Raw genomic sequence first — 15,110 nt, 5'->3', positions numbered from 1 at the left:
GCTACCGCACCGCGTGGATCAGGAAGCGGTGGGCGTGCACGACGACGGGGCCGGCGGCGTGCAGGCGGCGCAGCGCGGGCTCGTAGCGGGTGACCGTGAAGTCGGGGATCTGCCAGGAGACCATGCGCAGGTGGAACACGAGGGCGCCGACGCCGAGCGGGGACAGGCGGGCGGCGGCGACCGGGACGTTCGGTGCCCAGGACTCCGTCGCGACGGTGCGCGGGGGGAGCGGGGCGAGGGAGGCCAGGAGCTCGCCGCCGCCGGTGTCGACGTCCAGCAGCGACGACGCGCCGGCGATCAGCGGGCGGGCGAGGGCGGGGTAGGACCAGGACGGGTCGCCGCCGTGCGATCGACCGGCGAGCCAGGTGAAGTCCCAGCCGGCGACCGGGGCGGCCAGGGCCTCCTCGACGAGCTGCTCGAAGGACGGCGTCACGGGAGGGGCAGCCCGACCAGCTTGCCGACGTGGGTGCCCCGCTCCAGGTCGGTGTGGGCGGTGCGGATGTCGTCCATCGCGTACGTGTGGACCGGGCCGAGCGTCACCTCACCGGCGGCGATCCGGTCGAGGAACCGCTGCAGGACCGCGGGTGGCAGGTCGCTCGCCTCGCCGCCGTAGGCGGTCAGGCGGACACCGGTCGGCAGGTAGCCGATGGGGTAGAAGTCGCGGACCAGCCACTCGTTGGACAGCATGCCGGTGAAGCAGACCGTGCCCCGGACGCGGGTCGCGGCCAGCGTGTCGGGCAGGGTGGGGGTGCCGACGAGCTCCAGGGCCGCGTCGACGCCGTCCGGGAACAGCGCCCTGACCTGAGCGGCGACCGAGCCGTCGTCGACGAGCGGGTGGGTGACGCCGACCGCGGTCAGCGCCGCGAAGCGGCCGGGGGAGCGGGTCGTGGACAGCACGGTCGCGCCGAGGTCGCGGGCGAGGGCGGCGGCGGCCAGGCCGACCGACGACGTGCCGCCGCGGATCAGCAGCGTCTGGCCGGGCCGCAGGTCCAGGGCGGTGACGAGGGAGCCGTACGCCGTCTGCAGCGTCTCCGGCACGGCGCCGATCGCGGGCCACGGCAGTTCGGACACGAACGGGATGACCTGCGCGGCGGGCACGACCGTGTACTCGGCGTAGCCGCCGTCGAAGGTGCGGCCCATCCCGCCCATCATCGTGGCGACCTGCTGGCCGACGGTGAACGAGGAGTCACCCGGGTCGTCCACCACGCCCGTCGCCTCGATGCCCGGGACGCGGGGGAAGACCACGCCCTCCGCGAGGCCGAGGCGGGTGTGCAGCTCCGACCGGTTGAGCCCGAACGCCCGCACGCGGATCCTGACCCAGCCCGGCGGTGGCGACGGTGTCGGCACCTCGACGACGCTCAGGTTGGACACGGGACCCGGGCCGGACAGCATAACCGCGCGCACAGGTCAGACTAGCAGCGCTACAGTGCGGCGTGCCCACGGTTATTGACCGGCTGCGCGCCGCCGGATGCGTGTTCGCCGAGGACGAGGCCGCGCTGCTCACCGAGGCGGCCGCCGGCGACGGACAACGGCTGGCGACGCTCGTCGAGCGGCGGGTGCAGGGGTACCCCATCGAGTACCTCGTCGGGTGGGCGTTGTTCGCGGGCGAACGGTTCGCCATCGAGGACGGGGTGTTCATCCCGCGCCACCGCACCGAGCTCCTGGCCGTCACCGCACGCACGTTCATCCACAGTGGACACACGGTGCTGGACCTGTGCTGCGGCACGGGGGCGCTCGGCGCGGTCGCGACCCGCGGCAGGGAGGGAACGAGGCTGGTGGCGGCCGACGTCGACCCGGCCGCGGTGGCCTGCGCGCGACGGAACCTCCCGCACGCCGAGGTGTACGAGGGTGACCTCTTCGACCCGCTCCCGGAGGACCTGCGCGGGCGGGTCGACGTGCTCCTCGCGAACGTGCCCTACGTGCCGACGGCGCAGATCGCGTTCCTGCCCGAGGAGTTCCGGGTGCACGAGCGGCGGGCCGCGCTCGACGGCGGCGACGACGGCCTGCGCGTGCTGCGCCGGGTCGCGGCCGAGGCGCCGCGCTGGCTGGCCCGCGACGGGCGCCTGCTGACCGAGGCCGGCGACGCCCAGCTGGACGCGGTCCACGCGGTCCTCGCCGGGAGCGGCCTGACGCCGACGACCGTCACCGACCCGGAGACCGAGACCAGCGTCGTGGTCGGCAGTATGAGCCGGACGATATATCCATAAGTATCGAATCGATGGATACCATCCTCCCCATCATCCAACTCGTTGGGGAGGCTCCGGATGGTTCGAAGGTTCCTGGCGGTCCTGACCGCCGTCATCGCCACCGTCGGCGTGCTGCCGGGCGTCGCGCACGCCCAGCAGGACGTCGTCGGCGGCACCCGTGCGGCGCAGGGCGAGTTCCCGTTCATGGTGCGGCTCTCGATGGGCTGCGGCGGCGCGCTGTACAGCCCGCGGCTGGTGCTCACCGCCGCGCACTGTGTGGGCGCCACCGGCACCAACACCAGCATCACCGCGACGCTGGGCGTGGTCGACCTGCAGTCGGCCAGCCGCGTCCAGGTCAAATCCAACTACGTGTACCGGGCACCCGGGTACAACGGCAACGGCAAGGACTGGGCGCTGATCCGGCTCGCGTCGCCCGTCAGCGGCCTGGCCCTGCTGCCGATCGCGACGAACACCACGTACAACACCGGCACCTTCACCGTCGCGGGATGGGGTGCGGCGCGTGAGGGCGGCGCGCAGCAGCGCTACCTGCTCAAGGCGACCGTGCCGTACGTGGCGGACTCGACCTGTGACAACTCCTACCCGGACCTGATCCCGAACGACGAGATCTGCGCCGGGTACGCCGCCGGCGGCACCGACACCTGCCAGGGCGACTCGGGCGGCCCGATGTTCCGCCGCGACGCCGCCAACGCCTGGATCCAGGTCGGCATCGTCAGCTGGGGCAACGGCTGCGCCCGCCCGAACTACCCGGGCGTCTACACGCAGGTGAGCACGTTCGCCTCGGCGATCGCCTCCGCTGCGGCGAGTCTCGGGGGCTGACCCCGGAGGACCGGAGGGGGCCCGATGTCGGGGCCCCCTACGGGCCTCAGATCTGCCTCAGATCTGCATCGCCACCCGCTGGCCGAGCTCGTGGCTGATCCGCTCGAACGTCCCCGCGTTCTCCTGCTTCTGCACCAGGTTGGTCTGCAGGATCTGCGCGCACTGCGTCTCGCCCATGAGCAGCGCCTTGTCGATCAGTCCGCGGTAGCCGGCGATGCCGAAGTGCGCCAGCTTCGTCTCCGCGTCCACGGCGTAGATCTCCATCGCCTCGGTGGAGGGCCGCTGGCCGGCGAACGCCTGGAACTCCGCCCGCATCCCGTCGAGCGTCGAGCACGGCACCTCGACCGGCTCCATCTCCATCATCGCGAAGCACGTCTCGATGTTCTGGATCTTCTGCTGTCCCTGCTGCTGCTGGGCCCGCAGGATCTGGGCGAGGGGGCTTTGTTCGGCCTGGCCGAGCATCTCGCCGACGAGATGGTTGCTCTTGCGCTCGGCGTCGTACATGCCGGACAGCTCGTAGAGGAACAGGTCGGACGGATTGTCGATGGTCATGCGGCCCCAGCTACCCGGCGCTGCAAGTTTCACACCGCTCGCGCGGCCGACCTGCGGCCCGGCGCTGACATCGTTGACCGTGAACTGAACCGCTTCATATGTTGCGTCCAACACCCCCTAGGAGGACCAACATGAGAACGCGGATCACCCTCGCGGCGGCCGCGGCGCTGGCGGTCGTGGTGTCGCTGCTCGTCGCCGTGCAGCCGGCGTCGGCGGCGACCGGCTTCACCGTCAGCAACGGCCGGCTCTACGACGCCAACGGCGCCGAGTTCGTCATGCGCGGCGTCAGCCACGCGCACACCTGGTACCCGACGCAGACCAGTTCGTTCGCCAACATCAAGGCGCTCGGCGCGAACAGCGTCCGGGTCGTGCTCGCCACCGGCGACCGCTGGACGAAGAACGACACCGCCGACGTCGCCAACGTCGTGTCGCTGTGCAAGGCCAACCGGCTCATCTGCGTCCTGGAGGCGCACGACACCACCGGCTACGGCGAGCAGAGCGGCGCGATCACCCTCGACCGGGCGGTCGACTACTGGCTGAGCGTCAAGAGCGCCCTCGCCGGCCAGGAGAAGTACGTCATCGTGAACATCGGCAACGAGCCCTACGGCAACAACGCCGCCACCGTCGCCAACTGGGCCACCGACACCGCCAACGCGGTCAAGCGCCTGCGCAGCAACGGGTTCGAGCACACCATCATGGTCGACGCGCCCAACTGGGGCCAGGACTGGTCCTTCACGATGCGCGACAACGCGGCGACCGTCTTCGCCGCCGACCCGCTGAAGAACACGGTGTTCTCGATCCACATGTACGGCGTGTTCGACACCGCCGCGGAGATCAACGACTATCTCAACCGGTTCGTCACCGCGAAGCTGCCGATCGTCGTCGGGGAGTTCGGGTTCAACCACTCCGACGGCAACCCCGACGAGGACACCATCATGGCGACCACCCAGTCGCTGCGGATCGGCTACCTCGGCTGGTCGTGGAGCGGCAACGGCGGCGGCGTCGAGTACCTCGACATGGTGACCGGCTTCAACCCCGCGCAGCTCACCAGCTGGGGCGAGCGCATCTTCAACGGCGCCAACGGCATCAAGGCCACCGCCAAGGAGGCCACCGTCTACGGCGGGGTCACGTCGCCGACGTCGTCGGTGTCGCCGTCCCGTTCGGTGTCCCCGTCGCCCTCCCGGTCGGTGTCGCCGTCGCCGTCGAGGTCGTCGTCCCCGCCGCCGTCCGGCGCGTGCAAGGTCGCGTACAGCGTCACCAACCAGTGGCAGGGCGGGTTCCAGGGCGACGTGAAGGTGACGAACACCGGTGCCAGCGCGATCAACGGCTGGACGCTGACCTGGAGCTTCGCGAACGGCCAGGTCGTCACCCAGTCGTGGGGCGCCACCTACGCCCAGTCCGGCGCCGCGGTCACCTGGACCAGCGTGAGCTACACGGCGAGCATCCCCGCCGGCGGCACCGTGACGTTCGGGTTCCTGTCCAACTGGAACGGCACGAACACCGCGCCGACCGCGTTCACGCTCAACGGGACGCGCTGCGCATAACGTACCCTCGCCGCGTGGACCCAGTGGTGATCGTGGGGGCGGGACCGGTCGGTGCCGCCTCCGCGATCCTGCTCGCCCAGCGCGGCGTGCCGTGCCTGCTGCTGGATCGCTACCCCGAGCCGTATCCGCTGCCCCGGGCCGTCCACGTCGACGACGAGGTCATGCGCATCCTGCAGGAGCTCGGCGTCGCCGACGCGTTCGCCGCGGTCAGCCGGCCGGGGCTGGGGCTGCGGCTGCTCGACGGCAGGCACCGGGTGATGGCCGAGTTCCGCCGCGACCCGGGGCCCGGCCCGCACGGCTGGCCGCAGGCCAACATGTTCGACCAGCCCGACCTGGAGCGGCTGCTGCGCGCGCGGGTCGCCGAGCTGCCGCTGATCGAGTTCCGCGGCGGGGTCACCGTCACCGGGGTCACGTCCACCTCGGTGACCCTCGCCGACGGGTCGTCGCTGCGGGCGTCGGCGGTGCTCGGCTGCGACGGCGCCAACAGCACCGTCCGGGCGGCCATCGGCGCCGAGCTGGAGGACCTCGGGTTCGAGGAGCGGTGGCTGGTGGTCGACGGCGTCACCGACCGGGACCTCGACGCGTGGGGCGGCGTCCACCAGATCTGCGACCCGCGTCGCGCCGCCACCTTCATGCAGCTGGGGTCTCGCCGGTACAGGTGGGAGTTCCGGATGCACGACGGCGAGCCGGCGCTCGACGTGGACGAGCTGCTCGCGCCCTGGCGGGCCGGTGCGGCGGTGACGGTGGTCCGGGCGGCGCAGTACACGTTCCGGGCCAGGATCGCCGACACGTGGCGGCGCGGCACGGTGTTCCTGCTCGGCGACGCGGCCCACCAGACGCCGCCGTTCATCGGCCAGGGACTCGGCGCCGGCCTGCGCGACGCCTACAACCTCGCGTGGAAGCTGGCGGCCTGGCGCGCCTCCGGCGACCCGTCGGCGCTCGACTCGTTCCAGCGCGAACGCAAACCGCACGCGAAGGCGCAGATCCGGCTCGCGATCGTGGCGGGGTGGGCGATGACCGGGGGCCAGGACCGCGCGGCGGCGGTGCGGCGGGTCGTGCTCGGCGCGGTGTGGCGGCTGCCCGGCCTGAAGGGCCTCGCGCTGCGCTCCACCAGCCCGCCGCTGCGCGGGGTCGGCCCCCTCGCCCCGCAGCCGTTCGTGGTGCGCTCCGGCCGGACGGTCCGGCTCGACGAGGCGCTCGGCGACGGCTGGGCGGTCCTCACCCGGCCCGGCGTCGTCATGAAGCACGGCGGCGCCACGGTGATCGCGGTGACGCCCGAGTTCGACCCGTCCGGCGCGCTGCGGCGCTGGATGGGCCGGCGCCGCGCGGTCCTGATCCGGCCGGACCGCGTCGTTATCCGGTTGCGGCGGGGCCGACAATGGAACGGCCATGGATCACCAGCAGCTGGTCAAGCTCAGTAAGCGGATGTCGAAGGCGCTGCGCCACGACCCCGCGCGGGTCGGCCTGACCCTCGACCCGAGCGGCTGGGTGCCCGTCGGGACGTTCCTGGACGCCATGGGCATCACCCGGGCCGACCTGGACGAGGTCGTCGCCGGCAACGACAAGCAGCGCTACGCGGTCGAGACGGGACCCGGCGGCGTCGAGCGGATCCGCGCCAACCAGGGGCACTCCGTGCCGGTCGACCTGGGGCTCACCCCGCAGGAGCCGCCGGAGGTGCTCTTCCACGGCACCGGCGCCGCCGCCCTGCCGTCGATCCAGGCGACCGGCCTCAACCGCGGCGGCCGCCACCACGTGCACCTGTCACCCGACACCGCGACCGCCCGCCGGGTCGGCACCCGCCGCGGCGGCGCCGTCGCCGTCCTCACCGTCCTCGCCGGGGAGATGGCCCGGGCCGGCCACGTGTTCTACGTCTCAGGCAACGGCGTGTGGCTCACCGACGAGGTGCCGCCCGCGTTCATCCGTCTCTGAGCTTGCTGTCCAGGACCTTCTGCAGGGGGATCGACTCGCCGTCGCGGCCGCCCTCGCCGACGATGAGCCGGGGCGCGTGCGGCTGCGGCGTCACCCCGGTCAGCCACGCCGTCGCGCTCGACGGCACCAGCAGCGAGTAGTACCGGCCGTCGTCACCCACCGCGATGGTGTGCTCACTGTTGAGGTACCAGCCGCGCAACGGCGTACGGTAGGAACGACCGCCATACGAGCGGGCCCGCAGCGACTCGGTCGGCAGGCCCGCCGCGAGCGCGTCAGCCACGAACCGCTCGATAAGCGCCGTCGCCTGCTCGGCTTCCGCGGCGCGGCGCCGGTCGAGCTCGGCCCCGTGGTGCGCCACCGCACGGGCCCGCTGCGCCTGCCAGTCGTCATCGGCCACTCGCTCGTTGTACCAGTCGGCTGGTCGCAGGTCACATCCAGGCAGACCGCTCAGGCGGCGGGACGCCGGGCCTGGGATGCTGGTAGAAGCCACGAATTTCGCGATTGAGGAGCCCCACCGTGACCGAAGACACCGGCTTCGCCGAACTGGGCTTGCGGGACGAGCTGCTCAAGGCGCTGACCAACCTCGGCTACGAGGAGCCCACCCCGATCCAGCGCGAGGCGATCCCGCCGATGCTGGAGGGCCGTGACCTGCTCGGCCAGGCGGCCACCGGCACCGGCAAGACCGCCGCCTTCTCGCTGCCGCTGCTGCAGACGATCCCCTCGCCCGGCGGCGACAACCCCTCGGCGCTCATCCTCGTGCCCACCCGCGAGCTGGCCGTCCAGGTGTCCGAGGCGATCCACCGCTACGGCAAGGACCTCGGCACCCGCGTCGTGCCGATCTACGGCGGCCAGCCGATCGGCCGCCAGCTGCGCGCCCTGGAGCACGGCGTCGACGTCGTCGTCGCCACCCCCGGCCGGGCCCTCGACCACATCAGCCGCGGCACGCTGCGCCTGCACGACCTGCGCGTCGTCGTGCTCGACGAGGCCGACGAGATGCTCGACATGGGCTTCGCCGAGGACATCGAGGCGATCCTGCAGGAGACCCCCGAGGACCGGCAGACGGTGCTCTTCTCCGCCACGATGCCGCCGCGCATCGACGGCCTCGCCCGCAGCCACCTCAACGACCCCGTCCGGATCCAGATCGGCCGCGCGCCGACCCCCGCCGGCGAGGCCCCGTTGGTGCGGCAGGTGGCGTACGTCGTCAGCCGCGCCCACAAGCCCGCCGCCCTCGGCCGCATCCTCGACGTCGAGGCCCCGGGCGCCGCGCTGGTCTTCTGCCGCACCCGCGACGAGGTCGACCAGCTCACCGAGACGCTCAACGGCCGCGGGTACCGCGCCGAGGCCCTCCACGGCGGCATGGGCCAGGAGCAGCGCGACCGGGTCATGGCGCGCCTGCGCAACGGCACCGCCGACCTGCTCGTCGCCACCGACGTCGCCGCCCGCGGCCTGGACGTCGAGCACCTCACCCACGTCGTCAACTACGACGTGCCCTCGGCCCCCGAGTCCTACGTCCACCGCATCGGCCGCGTGGGCCGCGCCGGCCGCGAGGGCATCGCGATCACCCTCGCCGAGCCCCGCGAGCACCGCATGCTGAAGACCATCGAGCGGATCACCAAGCAGCGCATCCTCATCGAGAAGGTCCCGACCGTCGCCGACCTGCGCGCCCGCCGCCTCGAGCTCACCCGTGCCGCCCTCCACGAGCTGCTCGCCGCCGACGGTGAGGCCCTCACCCAGTTCCGCGTCGTCGTGGAGACCCTCAGCGACGAGTTCGACCTGATGGAGATCGCGATGGCCGCGGTCAAGATCGCCCACGACGCCACCGGTATCGGCGAGGGCGACCAGGAGGAGATCCCCGACATCACCCTCCGCGCGCCCCGCGAGCCCTCCGACCGGTTCGGCTCGGGCTCCGGCGTCGGCGATGGGCGGTCCGGTGCGGGCTCGGGGGACCGGCCGGGTCCCGGCCGCCGGGTCGCGGTCCGCGACGCCGACGGCCGCGGCCGGGGCCGCGACGCGGGCGGCCGCCGCGTACCGGCCGGCGGCATGACCAGGCTCTTCGTCGGCGCGGGCCGCGCGGCCGGCATCCGCCCCCAGGACCTCGTCGGCGCCATCACCGGCGAGTCGAGCCTGAGCGGCCGCGACATCGGCGCCATCGAGATCACCGACCGCTTCTCCCTGGTCGAGGTCCCCGAGGGCGCCGTCGAAGAGGTCATCGACACGCTGCGCCGCACCACCCTGAAGGGCCGCCGCCCCGTCGTCCGCCGCGAGCGCTTCAGCCACTGACCCCCACGCCCTCATGCGATCCCGCCGCCGAGCCACTCGGCGGCGGCCCGATCCCCGGGGCGGCGCCAGGCACGATGCTTGGGGCGGCGCGAGGAACGGTCGGTGCGGGGCAGGACGGGGCCGGCCGCCCAGCCGGGCCGTGACGTCTGCGGAGGCGGGTGACCACCCACCGGTGGACGGTGACCGACGCCGCGCCCAGCCCGCCGAGGCCGTGCGGCGAGGGCCGCCGCCCCGTCGTCCGCCGCGAGCGCCTCAGTCACTGACCCCGCGCGCCCAATGTGAGTCGCCGTCGAACCATTCGGCGGCGGCCTGTGAACCCTCGCCGCCGTCCCGGTTCCCAGGCCGTCACCCCGTCCCGGGCCACGCGGCACCGGCGGGCCGCGCCCGGACTGCGGTGCTCGGGAGGGGAATGTCCCATTCTCGGGACGGCGCCAGGCGCGATGCTAGAGGCGGCGCGAGGAACGGTCGGTGCGGGGCAGGACGGGGCCGGCCACCCAGCCGGGCCGTGACGTCTGCGACGGCGGGTGACCACCCACCGGTGACCGACGCGGCACCCGCCCGCCGGGCTCGCCGCGGGTCCGGTGCCGCTGACGATCACGGAGGTGACCGCCGGATGATGGGGCTTGCGCTGCGGCTGCTCCGTCCGTATCTGGTCGCCGCCGCCGTGGTGAGCGCAGTCGCCACCGGGTACGTCTGGTTCGCGGCAGGCACCGTGCAGCGGCAGCTCGACCAGGCCGGCGTGCCGCGGTGCGGCGACCCGAACGACTGCTACCCGCACGGGGCGGCGCTGGACGCGGTGCTGGGGATGGAGCTCGTCGCGGCGTTCGTGCCGGCGCTGCCCGGGCTGGTCCTCGGTGCGGCGCTGCTGGCCCGCCGGCCCGGGGGTGACCCGCCGGCGGAGCGCGGGCGCTGGGTCCTCGTCAGGTCCGGCTGGGTGCTCGGCGCCGGCCTGATCTGCTGCGGCGCGGTCGGGGTGGCGCACCGATCGGTCGCGACCCGGTACACCGCGCTGGCCGACGACACGTATGAGCTGCTCCAGCTGCTGCATCTCAACAACGCCGCGTACATGGTGGCGCAGACCCTCGTGGTCGCCGCGTTCGCCGGGGTCGCCGGCCTCGGCGCCGGCCGGGTGCCGCGGACGCTGGTGCTGACCGCGCTGGCCGGGCCGTTCGTCGTCATGGTCGGCGACGGGGTGGCGGCGCTGCTGTGGACGCTGCTCGGCGCGCTGACGGGGTGGACCGGCCCGGCGGGCGGCGACCTGTTCGTGCTCGACCCGTTCGCCTACACCGCGAGCGCGGTGCTCGCCGCCGGTGCGGTCGGGCTGGTGCTGCTCGCGCGCCGGGCGGCGACGGGTCTCAGAGGGGGAGCGCCTCACCCGGCAGGTTGAGGGTGAGGGACGCGCCGGTCGGCGGGGTGTCGAAGTCGAACGTCGAGGTGGCCGTGGCGCCCGGCCGGACGTCGAAGGCGCTGGTCGTACGGGAGCGAAGGACGACGGCACCGGCGGACACGCTGATGTCCGTGGCGGCGACGTGGCGCGGCGCGCGGCCAGGGTTGCTGAAGCGGACCGTGATGCTCATGTGGTCGCCGGTGAGCACGTCGACGTCCGTGACCACCGTCGCGGGGGCGGCCCGGTGCGGCGCGGAGGGTCCGGCCTCGGCGAACGTGGGGGACACGACGCCGGCGACGCCGCCGATCGCGAGGCCCGCCGCGGTGGCGAGGAGGACCGCGTTGAGCGTGCCCCGACCGAGTCCCATGACCATGCGTGTCCCTCCCGAAGGTGTCGGCAGGCAGCGTCACACGACCGGCTGAGGTTCGACTGTGGTGCGACTGAGGTGCGGACCTCAGCATGTCACCCGGGCGGCCACCGTCGGTGCCGAATCGGTGGACGTCTTGTCCTCCGAGCGGGGGCCGTGCGACTCCAGCACCACGGGCGCCGACAGCTGCTCCTCGACCGCGGCGGTCCAGTCGTCCACCGGGACGAGGCGCGGCCGGCTGGACGCCATCGCGCGGGTGAGGCGCTCCTGCCGGTCCAGGTCGCCGGTCGGGCCGCGGGTGGGCTTGACACCGTCGTAGTCAACGCACATCCGCAGGTCCGGATGCGCCGAAGCGGTGTCGAGGTGGGTGAGGGCGAGCCCGTCGACGCCGCCGCAGACGTCCAGGGCGTACCGGTGCGCGACCGCGTCGAAGTGGCCGACGCGGAACGCGCCCTGCCACGGGTTCGCGGGGTTGTTGGGGTCGGTGACGGGCAGCGACGGGTCCTCGGTGACGAGCGGGCCCGCGCCGTGGCGGGTCGTGAACGTCCGCAGGACCCCGAGCCGGTAGGCGGGCTCGCCGGCCAGGAGCGTCTCGGCGTTGGCGAACGTCGTCGTGCTCCAGGTGGTGTACGGGTGGAACCCGTGCCACTCGTCCAGCAGTACACCCTGCGCGCCCTCGAACACGCACGGCCCCTCGATCCGCAGTCCGTCCACAATGGACACGGTGGTGGCGAACGCCGCGTACGCCTCGACGCACGCGTCGACCGGCGGGCCGTCCACGCCCAAATTGGAGCGGAGTCGGCGGAGCTTCGCCCGCAGCAGCGGCGGATCCGTGCAGTCGCCGGCCCGCGGCGCGTCGTCGGGGTGGCGCAGCGCGTACGCCATGGCCTCCCCGACGCCCATCCCGCACGAACCGTGCCGGTCGGCGCCCCGGGCGATCTCCTTCGCCCGGTTCGCCTCGCGGTGGTACGGCGTGGACAGCAGCGCCGCCCGGTCGACGGTGAGCCGGGACCATACGTCGTGGACGCCGAGTCCCACCAGGTGGTCGGCCTCGGCGGCCAGGGTGAGGGGGTCGACGACCATGAACCGCGACAGGTGGGTCCGCACGCCGGGCCGGAACGTGCCCGACCCGAACTGTGCGAACGTGTGCTTGCGGCCGTCGCCGAGCACGACGGTGTGCGCGGCCTGGGCGCCGCCGTTGAAGCGCACCACGGTGTGCACGTCACGGGTGGCGCAGAGGTGGTCGACGACGGTCCCCTTGCCGCAGTCCCCGTATCCGAGGTCCACCACGATGACGTGCTGCATGGCTTACAACCGTTCCACGCTGGTGGTGCCGGACATGGTGGGCGCCGAGCCGGTCGCGACGGGCGCGCGGCCGCCGCCGATGCGGGCGAGGGCCTTGCCGACGGTCGCGGTCGCCGCCGAGCCGGCCTCGCGCAGGTCCTCGAGGCCCTCGTCCAGGTCGATGGAGTCCTCCCCGAGGCCGACCGTGAGGGCGATGGTCTCGCACACCGCGTCCAGGTCGTCGAGGGCGATGACGTTCTGGCCGAGGAGGTCCTTCCAGAAGTCGAGGATGGTGGTGTTGCCGGCGTACGACGAGCCGGCGGGCAGGATGTAGTACGTGTCGTACATGCGGCGGACCTCGTCGACCATCGCCCGCAAGCCGATCGCCTCGCCGAGCTTGTCGCCGATGACGTCGCGGACCTCGCCGGGCTTCACCCGCGAGTAGGCCTGCTCGTCGCCGATGATGAAGAGGTACCCGCGCTTGCCGCGCTTCTCGTAGCAGTCGATGCTGGTGTGCCGGGCCATGAAGTACATCGCGAGCTCGTAGGACTCGGTCATCTGCCCGCCGCCGCCACCTTCGAGCACGAAGCGGCCGAGGTCCTCGTCCAGCCGGTTGTCCGACTCGAACTGCCCGACCTGCAGCGGCACCCGGTCGCAGGTGGCGTCGCCGATCGCGCCGAACAGGATCTGCGGGTCCTTCACGTATCCCTTGCGTAGCAGCAGACCGAGCAGCTGCGGCAGCTTCTGCTGCAGCACCCGGGGCACGGAGCCCATCGAGCCGGTCACGTCGAACATGACGGCGATGGCGACCGAGTCGGGGTGCTCGTCGGAGTCCCGGCTCTCGCGCTTGCCGACGCCCTTCGGGTCGAGTGCACTGTGGACGGTGCGGGCGCCGGAGTCGCTGTACGCGAACGCGCTGGCGCCGGTGGCGCGACGGTAGCGGTCGGCGGCGTCGTAGACGTCGGTCGACCAGATCCCACTTCCCATGAGGGTCTCCTTCTCAAAGCGTGAACGGTCGGAACTTGCGCGGGCCGTACAGGCGGTGCAGCAGGTCGTCGAGCTCGCCGAGCAGCTTCCAGGCGTCGTCGGGGCGCTGCCTCGGCGACGCGAGCCGGCAGCCGTCGGCGAAGCGCCGCAGTGCCTGCGGGGCGCGGTCGCCCATGAGGTCGGCCATCAGCCGGGCGGCCATGGCCAGGTCGGTGTACGGGCCGGGGGTCTCGCGGGCGAGCACCTCGGCCGGGTAGTGGTCGCGCCGGTGCGGCACGATCGCCGGGATCCGGTCGCCGGGCTCGGTGACGCTGTAGCACCAGTCGACGAGCACGACCCCGTGGTCCTCCGGCTGGATGAGGACGTGCTCGGGCACGATCGCGCCGTGCACGACGCCGGCGCGGTGCGCGAGGCCGAGCGCCACGAGCAGCCGCCGCCACATCCACGCCGCGTCGCGCGGGTCGAGCCCGTTCGGGCGGCGCAGCACCACCTCGGCGAGGCTGTGCAACCCCGTTGCGGAGGTCGCAACGACGTTGCCGCGCCTGGTCGTGGCGTCCTCCTTGTGGCGGAACGTGTCCACGAGCCGCGGCACGTAGGGCAGGTAGCGCGGGTCGCCACGGTCGGCGATCCGTTGCAGCGCGGTCGCCTCCCGCGCCATGAGGTCGTTGCACGCCGGGTCGCGGACGAGCTTCAGATGGCCCTCCGGCACGGCGTACAGGTTGGCCAGGTCGCCCTCGAAGGCGAGCGTCGCGGTCGAGTAGGCGCCCTTGGCGCTGCGGATCGTGCCGTGGTTGCGCCACAGCTCGGTGAGCCGGGCGAACGCGGCGGCGCCCTGCGGACCGGCCACGTCGGGGTGGGTGAGGCGGGCGAGCCGCCGGTAGGTGCCGGCCGGGTCGTCGCCGTCGAACAGGCTGCCGCCGGCGGACTCGATCAGTGCGATCGCCTCGGCGGTGGTGGTGCTTCTGGTTGCACCGCTGCGGGTCACCGGACCGTCTCCTCTCGGCTGGGCATGAGCAGCGCGGGGTGCAGGAGGCGGGCGTCGCCGGCGCGGTAGAGCTTGGCGCGCGGTCCGCCGCGGGCGCCGCCGCGTTCCGTGGTCGTGTTGGTGCTCTCGACGAACCCGGGGACCGACAGCACCTTGCGGTGGAAGTTGCCGGCGTGCAGCGGCTCGCCCCAGACCGTCTCGTACACCGCGCGCAGCTCGGCGATCGTGAACTCCTCGCCGACGAACTTCGTCGCCAGGGGCGTGTACTCCAGCTTCGACCTGGCGCGCTCCAGGCCGTCGGCGACGATCGTGCCGTGGTCGAACGCGAGCTCCGTGGGCCGCTCGTCCATCGGCACCCAGGCCGCCTCGCGGGCGTCGGAGCCGGACACGGGATCGGGCAGGTCCGGCGCGAACGCGACGTACGCCACCGAGAACACCCGCATGCGCGGGTCGCGGTCCGGTGCGCCGTACGTGCCGAGCTGCTCCAGGTGCAGCCGGCGGTGCGCGGTGGCGACGCCGGTCTCCTCTGCCAGCTCCCGCGCGGCGGCGGTCGGCAGGTCCTCCCACTGCCCGACGAACCCGCCCGGCAGCGCCCACATGCCCTCGCTGGGCGGGCAGGCGCGCCGCACGAGCAGCACGTTGAGCACGCCGTTGCGGATCGTGAACGCCACGATGTCCACGGTCACCGCCACCGGCGGGTAGGCGCGCGGGTCGTAGCTGGCGAGGAAGTCGGCGTCGTTCACGATGAGTCCTTCTCAGATAGAGTATTTCT

Annotated in this window: 16 protein-coding genes; 7 read left to right on the top strand and 9 right to left on the bottom strand. The window is 73.1% G+C overall.

Going from position 1 to position 15,110, the window contains the following annotated elements:
- Position 1: 1 nt before the first annotated feature.
- Both ABD332_RS15410 and ABD332_RS15405 read right to left on the bottom strand, forming a co-directional pair.
- Entirely contained in the window at positions 2-433 is a 432-nt protein-coding gene (locus tag ABD332_RS15410; RefSeq protein WP_344502566.1) for a hypothetical protein, read from the bottom strand.
- Positions 430-1,404 carry an alcohol dehydrogenase catalytic domain-containing protein gene (locus tag ABD332_RS15405; RefSeq protein WP_344502565.1) on the bottom strand — a complete coding sequence of 325 codons (975 nt, stop codon included), beginning with the start codon at positions 1,402-1,404 and terminating at the stop codon, positions 430-432. The genes ABD332_RS15410 and ABD332_RS15405 overlap by 4 nt, the downstream gene beginning before the upstream one ends.
- Before the next feature lie 29 nt (positions 1,405-1,433).
- On the opposite strand from ABD332_RS15405, the gene ABD332_RS15400 reads away from it, so the two are divergent.
- Together ABD332_RS15400 and ABD332_RS15395 are read left to right on the top strand one after the other, a co-directional pair.
- Entirely contained in the window at positions 1,434-2,207 is a 774-nt protein-coding gene (locus tag ABD332_RS15400; RefSeq protein ID WP_344502564.1) for a putative protein N(5)-glutamine methyltransferase, read from the top strand.
- Positions 2,208-2,264: 57 nt separating this feature from the next.
- Positions 2,265-3,023, top strand: a complete 759-nt coding sequence (locus ABD332_RS15395) for a S1 family peptidase (RefSeq protein WP_344502563.1) — start codon at positions 2,265-2,267, stop codon at positions 3,021-3,023.
- A 57-nt stretch (positions 3,024-3,080) separates the two neighbouring features.
- On the opposite strand, the gene ABD332_RS15390 is transcribed toward ABD332_RS15395, so the two are convergent.
- Positions 3,081-3,575: a YciE/YciF ferroxidase family protein gene (locus ABD332_RS15390; RefSeq protein ID WP_344502562.1), complete on the bottom strand. Its 495-nt coding sequence runs from the start codon at positions 3,573-3,575 to the stop codon at positions 3,081-3,083.
- A 131-nt stretch (positions 3,576-3,706) separates the two neighbouring features.
- Here ABD332_RS15390 and ABD332_RS15385 point away from each other — a divergent pair, with 131 nt between their 5' ends.
- Genes ABD332_RS15385 through ABD332_RS15375 form a run of 3 tightly spaced genes read left to right on the top strand, consistent with a single transcriptional unit; the run spans position 3,707 to position 7,048 of the window.
- Complete coding sequence (locus tag ABD332_RS15385; RefSeq protein WP_344502561.1) at positions 3,707-5,119, top strand: cellulase family glycosylhydrolase; 1,413 nt, start codon at positions 3,707-3,709, stop codon at positions 5,117-5,119.
- A gap of 14 nt (positions 5,120-5,133) precedes the next feature.
- A complete protein-coding gene (mhpA, locus tag ABD332_RS15380) occupies positions 5,134-6,540 on the top strand; it encodes a bifunctional 3-(3-hydroxy-phenyl)propionate/3-hydroxycinnamic acid hydroxylase MhpA (protein ID WP_344502559.1) in 1,407 nt (468 codons plus the stop codon).
- Positions 6,509-7,048 (top strand): RNA 2'-phosphotransferase, encoded by a 540-nt coding sequence (locus tag ABD332_RS15375; protein ID WP_344502558.1) that lies wholly within the window; start codon positions 6,509-6,511, stop codon positions 7,046-7,048. The genes mhpA and ABD332_RS15375 overlap by 32 nt, the downstream gene beginning before the upstream one ends.
- On the opposite strand, the gene ABD332_RS15370 is transcribed toward ABD332_RS15375, so the two are convergent.
- Entirely contained in the window at positions 7,035-7,445 is a 411-nt protein-coding gene (locus ABD332_RS15370) for a hypothetical protein (RefSeq protein WP_344502557.1), read from the bottom strand. The two genes, ABD332_RS15375 and ABD332_RS15370, sit on opposite strands and share 14 nt — an antisense overlap.
- Before the next feature lie 95 nt (positions 7,446-7,540).
- Here ABD332_RS15370 and ABD332_RS15365 point away from each other — a divergent pair, with 95 nt between their 5' ends.
- Positions 7,541-9,328: a DEAD/DEAH box helicase gene (locus ABD332_RS15365; RefSeq protein WP_425552214.1), complete on the top strand. Its 1,788-nt coding sequence runs from the start codon at positions 7,541-7,543 to the stop codon at positions 9,326-9,328.
- Positions 9,329-9,941: 613 nt separating this feature from the next.
- On the top strand, positions 9,942-10,715 hold the full coding sequence (locus ABD332_RS15360) for a hypothetical protein (RefSeq protein ID WP_344502555.1): 774 nt from the start codon (positions 9,942-9,944) through the stop codon (positions 10,713-10,715).
- On the opposite strand, the gene ABD332_RS15355 is transcribed toward ABD332_RS15360, so the two are convergent.
- The 5 genes from ABD332_RS15355 to ABD332_RS15335 all read right to left on the bottom strand — a co-directional run bounded on the left by ABD332_RS15355 (position 10,684) and on the right by ABD332_RS15335 (position 15,081).
- Complete coding sequence (locus tag ABD332_RS15355) at positions 10,684-11,082, bottom strand: hypothetical protein (RefSeq protein WP_344502554.1); 399 nt, start codon at positions 11,080-11,082, stop codon at positions 10,684-10,686. The two genes, ABD332_RS15360 and ABD332_RS15355, sit on opposite strands and share 32 nt — an antisense overlap.
- 87 nt (positions 11,083-11,169) lie before the next feature.
- A complete protein-coding gene (locus ABD332_RS15350; RefSeq protein WP_344502553.1) occupies positions 11,170-12,387 on the bottom strand; it encodes an adenylosuccinate synthetase in 1,218 nt (405 codons plus the stop codon).
- Between the two features lie 3 nt (positions 12,388-12,390).
- A complete protein-coding gene (locus tag ABD332_RS15345; RefSeq protein WP_344502552.1) occupies positions 12,391-13,353 on the bottom strand; it encodes a hypothetical protein in 963 nt (320 codons plus the stop codon).
- A 13-nt stretch (positions 13,354-13,366) separates the two neighbouring features.
- Positions 13,367-14,338: a serine/threonine-protein kinase gene (locus tag ABD332_RS15340; protein WP_344502551.1), complete on the bottom strand. Its 972-nt coding sequence runs from the start codon at positions 14,336-14,338 to the stop codon at positions 13,367-13,369.
- Positions 14,335-15,081 carry an NUDIX hydrolase gene (locus ABD332_RS15335; protein WP_425552202.1) on the bottom strand — a complete coding sequence of 249 codons (747 nt, stop codon included), beginning with the start codon at positions 15,079-15,081 and terminating at the stop codon, positions 14,335-14,337. The genes ABD332_RS15340 and ABD332_RS15335 overlap by 4 nt, the downstream gene beginning before the upstream one ends.
- Positions 15,082-15,110: the final 29 nt, after the last annotated feature.

It is taken from the genome of Dactylosporangium maewongense (genome assembly GCF_039531485.1).
In the GTDB taxonomy this organism is placed as follows: domain Bacteria; phylum Actinomycetota; class Actinomycetes; order Mycobacteriales; family Micromonosporaceae; genus Dactylosporangium; species Dactylosporangium maewongense.
This window is presented reverse-complemented; position numbering and strand designations above follow the sequence as displayed.

Excerpts from the sequence above, each read along its gene's own strand:
- ABD332_RS15350 (WP_344502553.1), bottom strand. The coding sequence starts at position 12,387 with ATGCAGCACGTCATCGTGGTGGACCTCGGATACGGGGACTGCGGCAAG.
- ABD332_RS15390 (WP_344502562.1), bottom strand. The coding sequence starts at position 3,575 with ATGACCATCGACAATCCGTCCGACCTGTTCCTCTACGAGCTGTCCGGC.
- ABD332_RS15375 (WP_344502558.1), top strand. The coding sequence starts at position 6,509 with ATGGATCACCAGCAGCTGGTCAAGCTCAGTAAGCGGATGTCGAAGGCG.
- ABD332_RS15385 (WP_344502561.1), top strand. The coding sequence starts at position 3,707 with ATGAGAACGCGGATCACCCTCGCGGCGGCCGCGGCGCTGGCGGTCGTG.
- ABD332_RS15345 (WP_344502552.1), bottom strand. The coding sequence starts at position 13,353 with ATGGGAAGTGGGATCTGGTCGACCGACGTCTACGACGCCGCCGACCGC.
- ABD332_RS15395 (WP_344502563.1), top strand. The coding sequence starts at position 2,265 with ATGGTTCGAAGGTTCCTGGCGGTCCTGACCGCCGTCATCGCCACCGTC.
- ABD332_RS15355 (WP_344502554.1), bottom strand. The coding sequence starts at position 11,082 with ATGGGACTCGGTCGGGGCACGCTCAACGCGGTCCTCCTCGCCACCGCG.
- ABD332_RS15360 (WP_344502555.1), top strand. The coding sequence starts at position 9,942 with ATGATGGGGCTTGCGCTGCGGCTGCTCCGTCCGTATCTGGTCGCCGCC.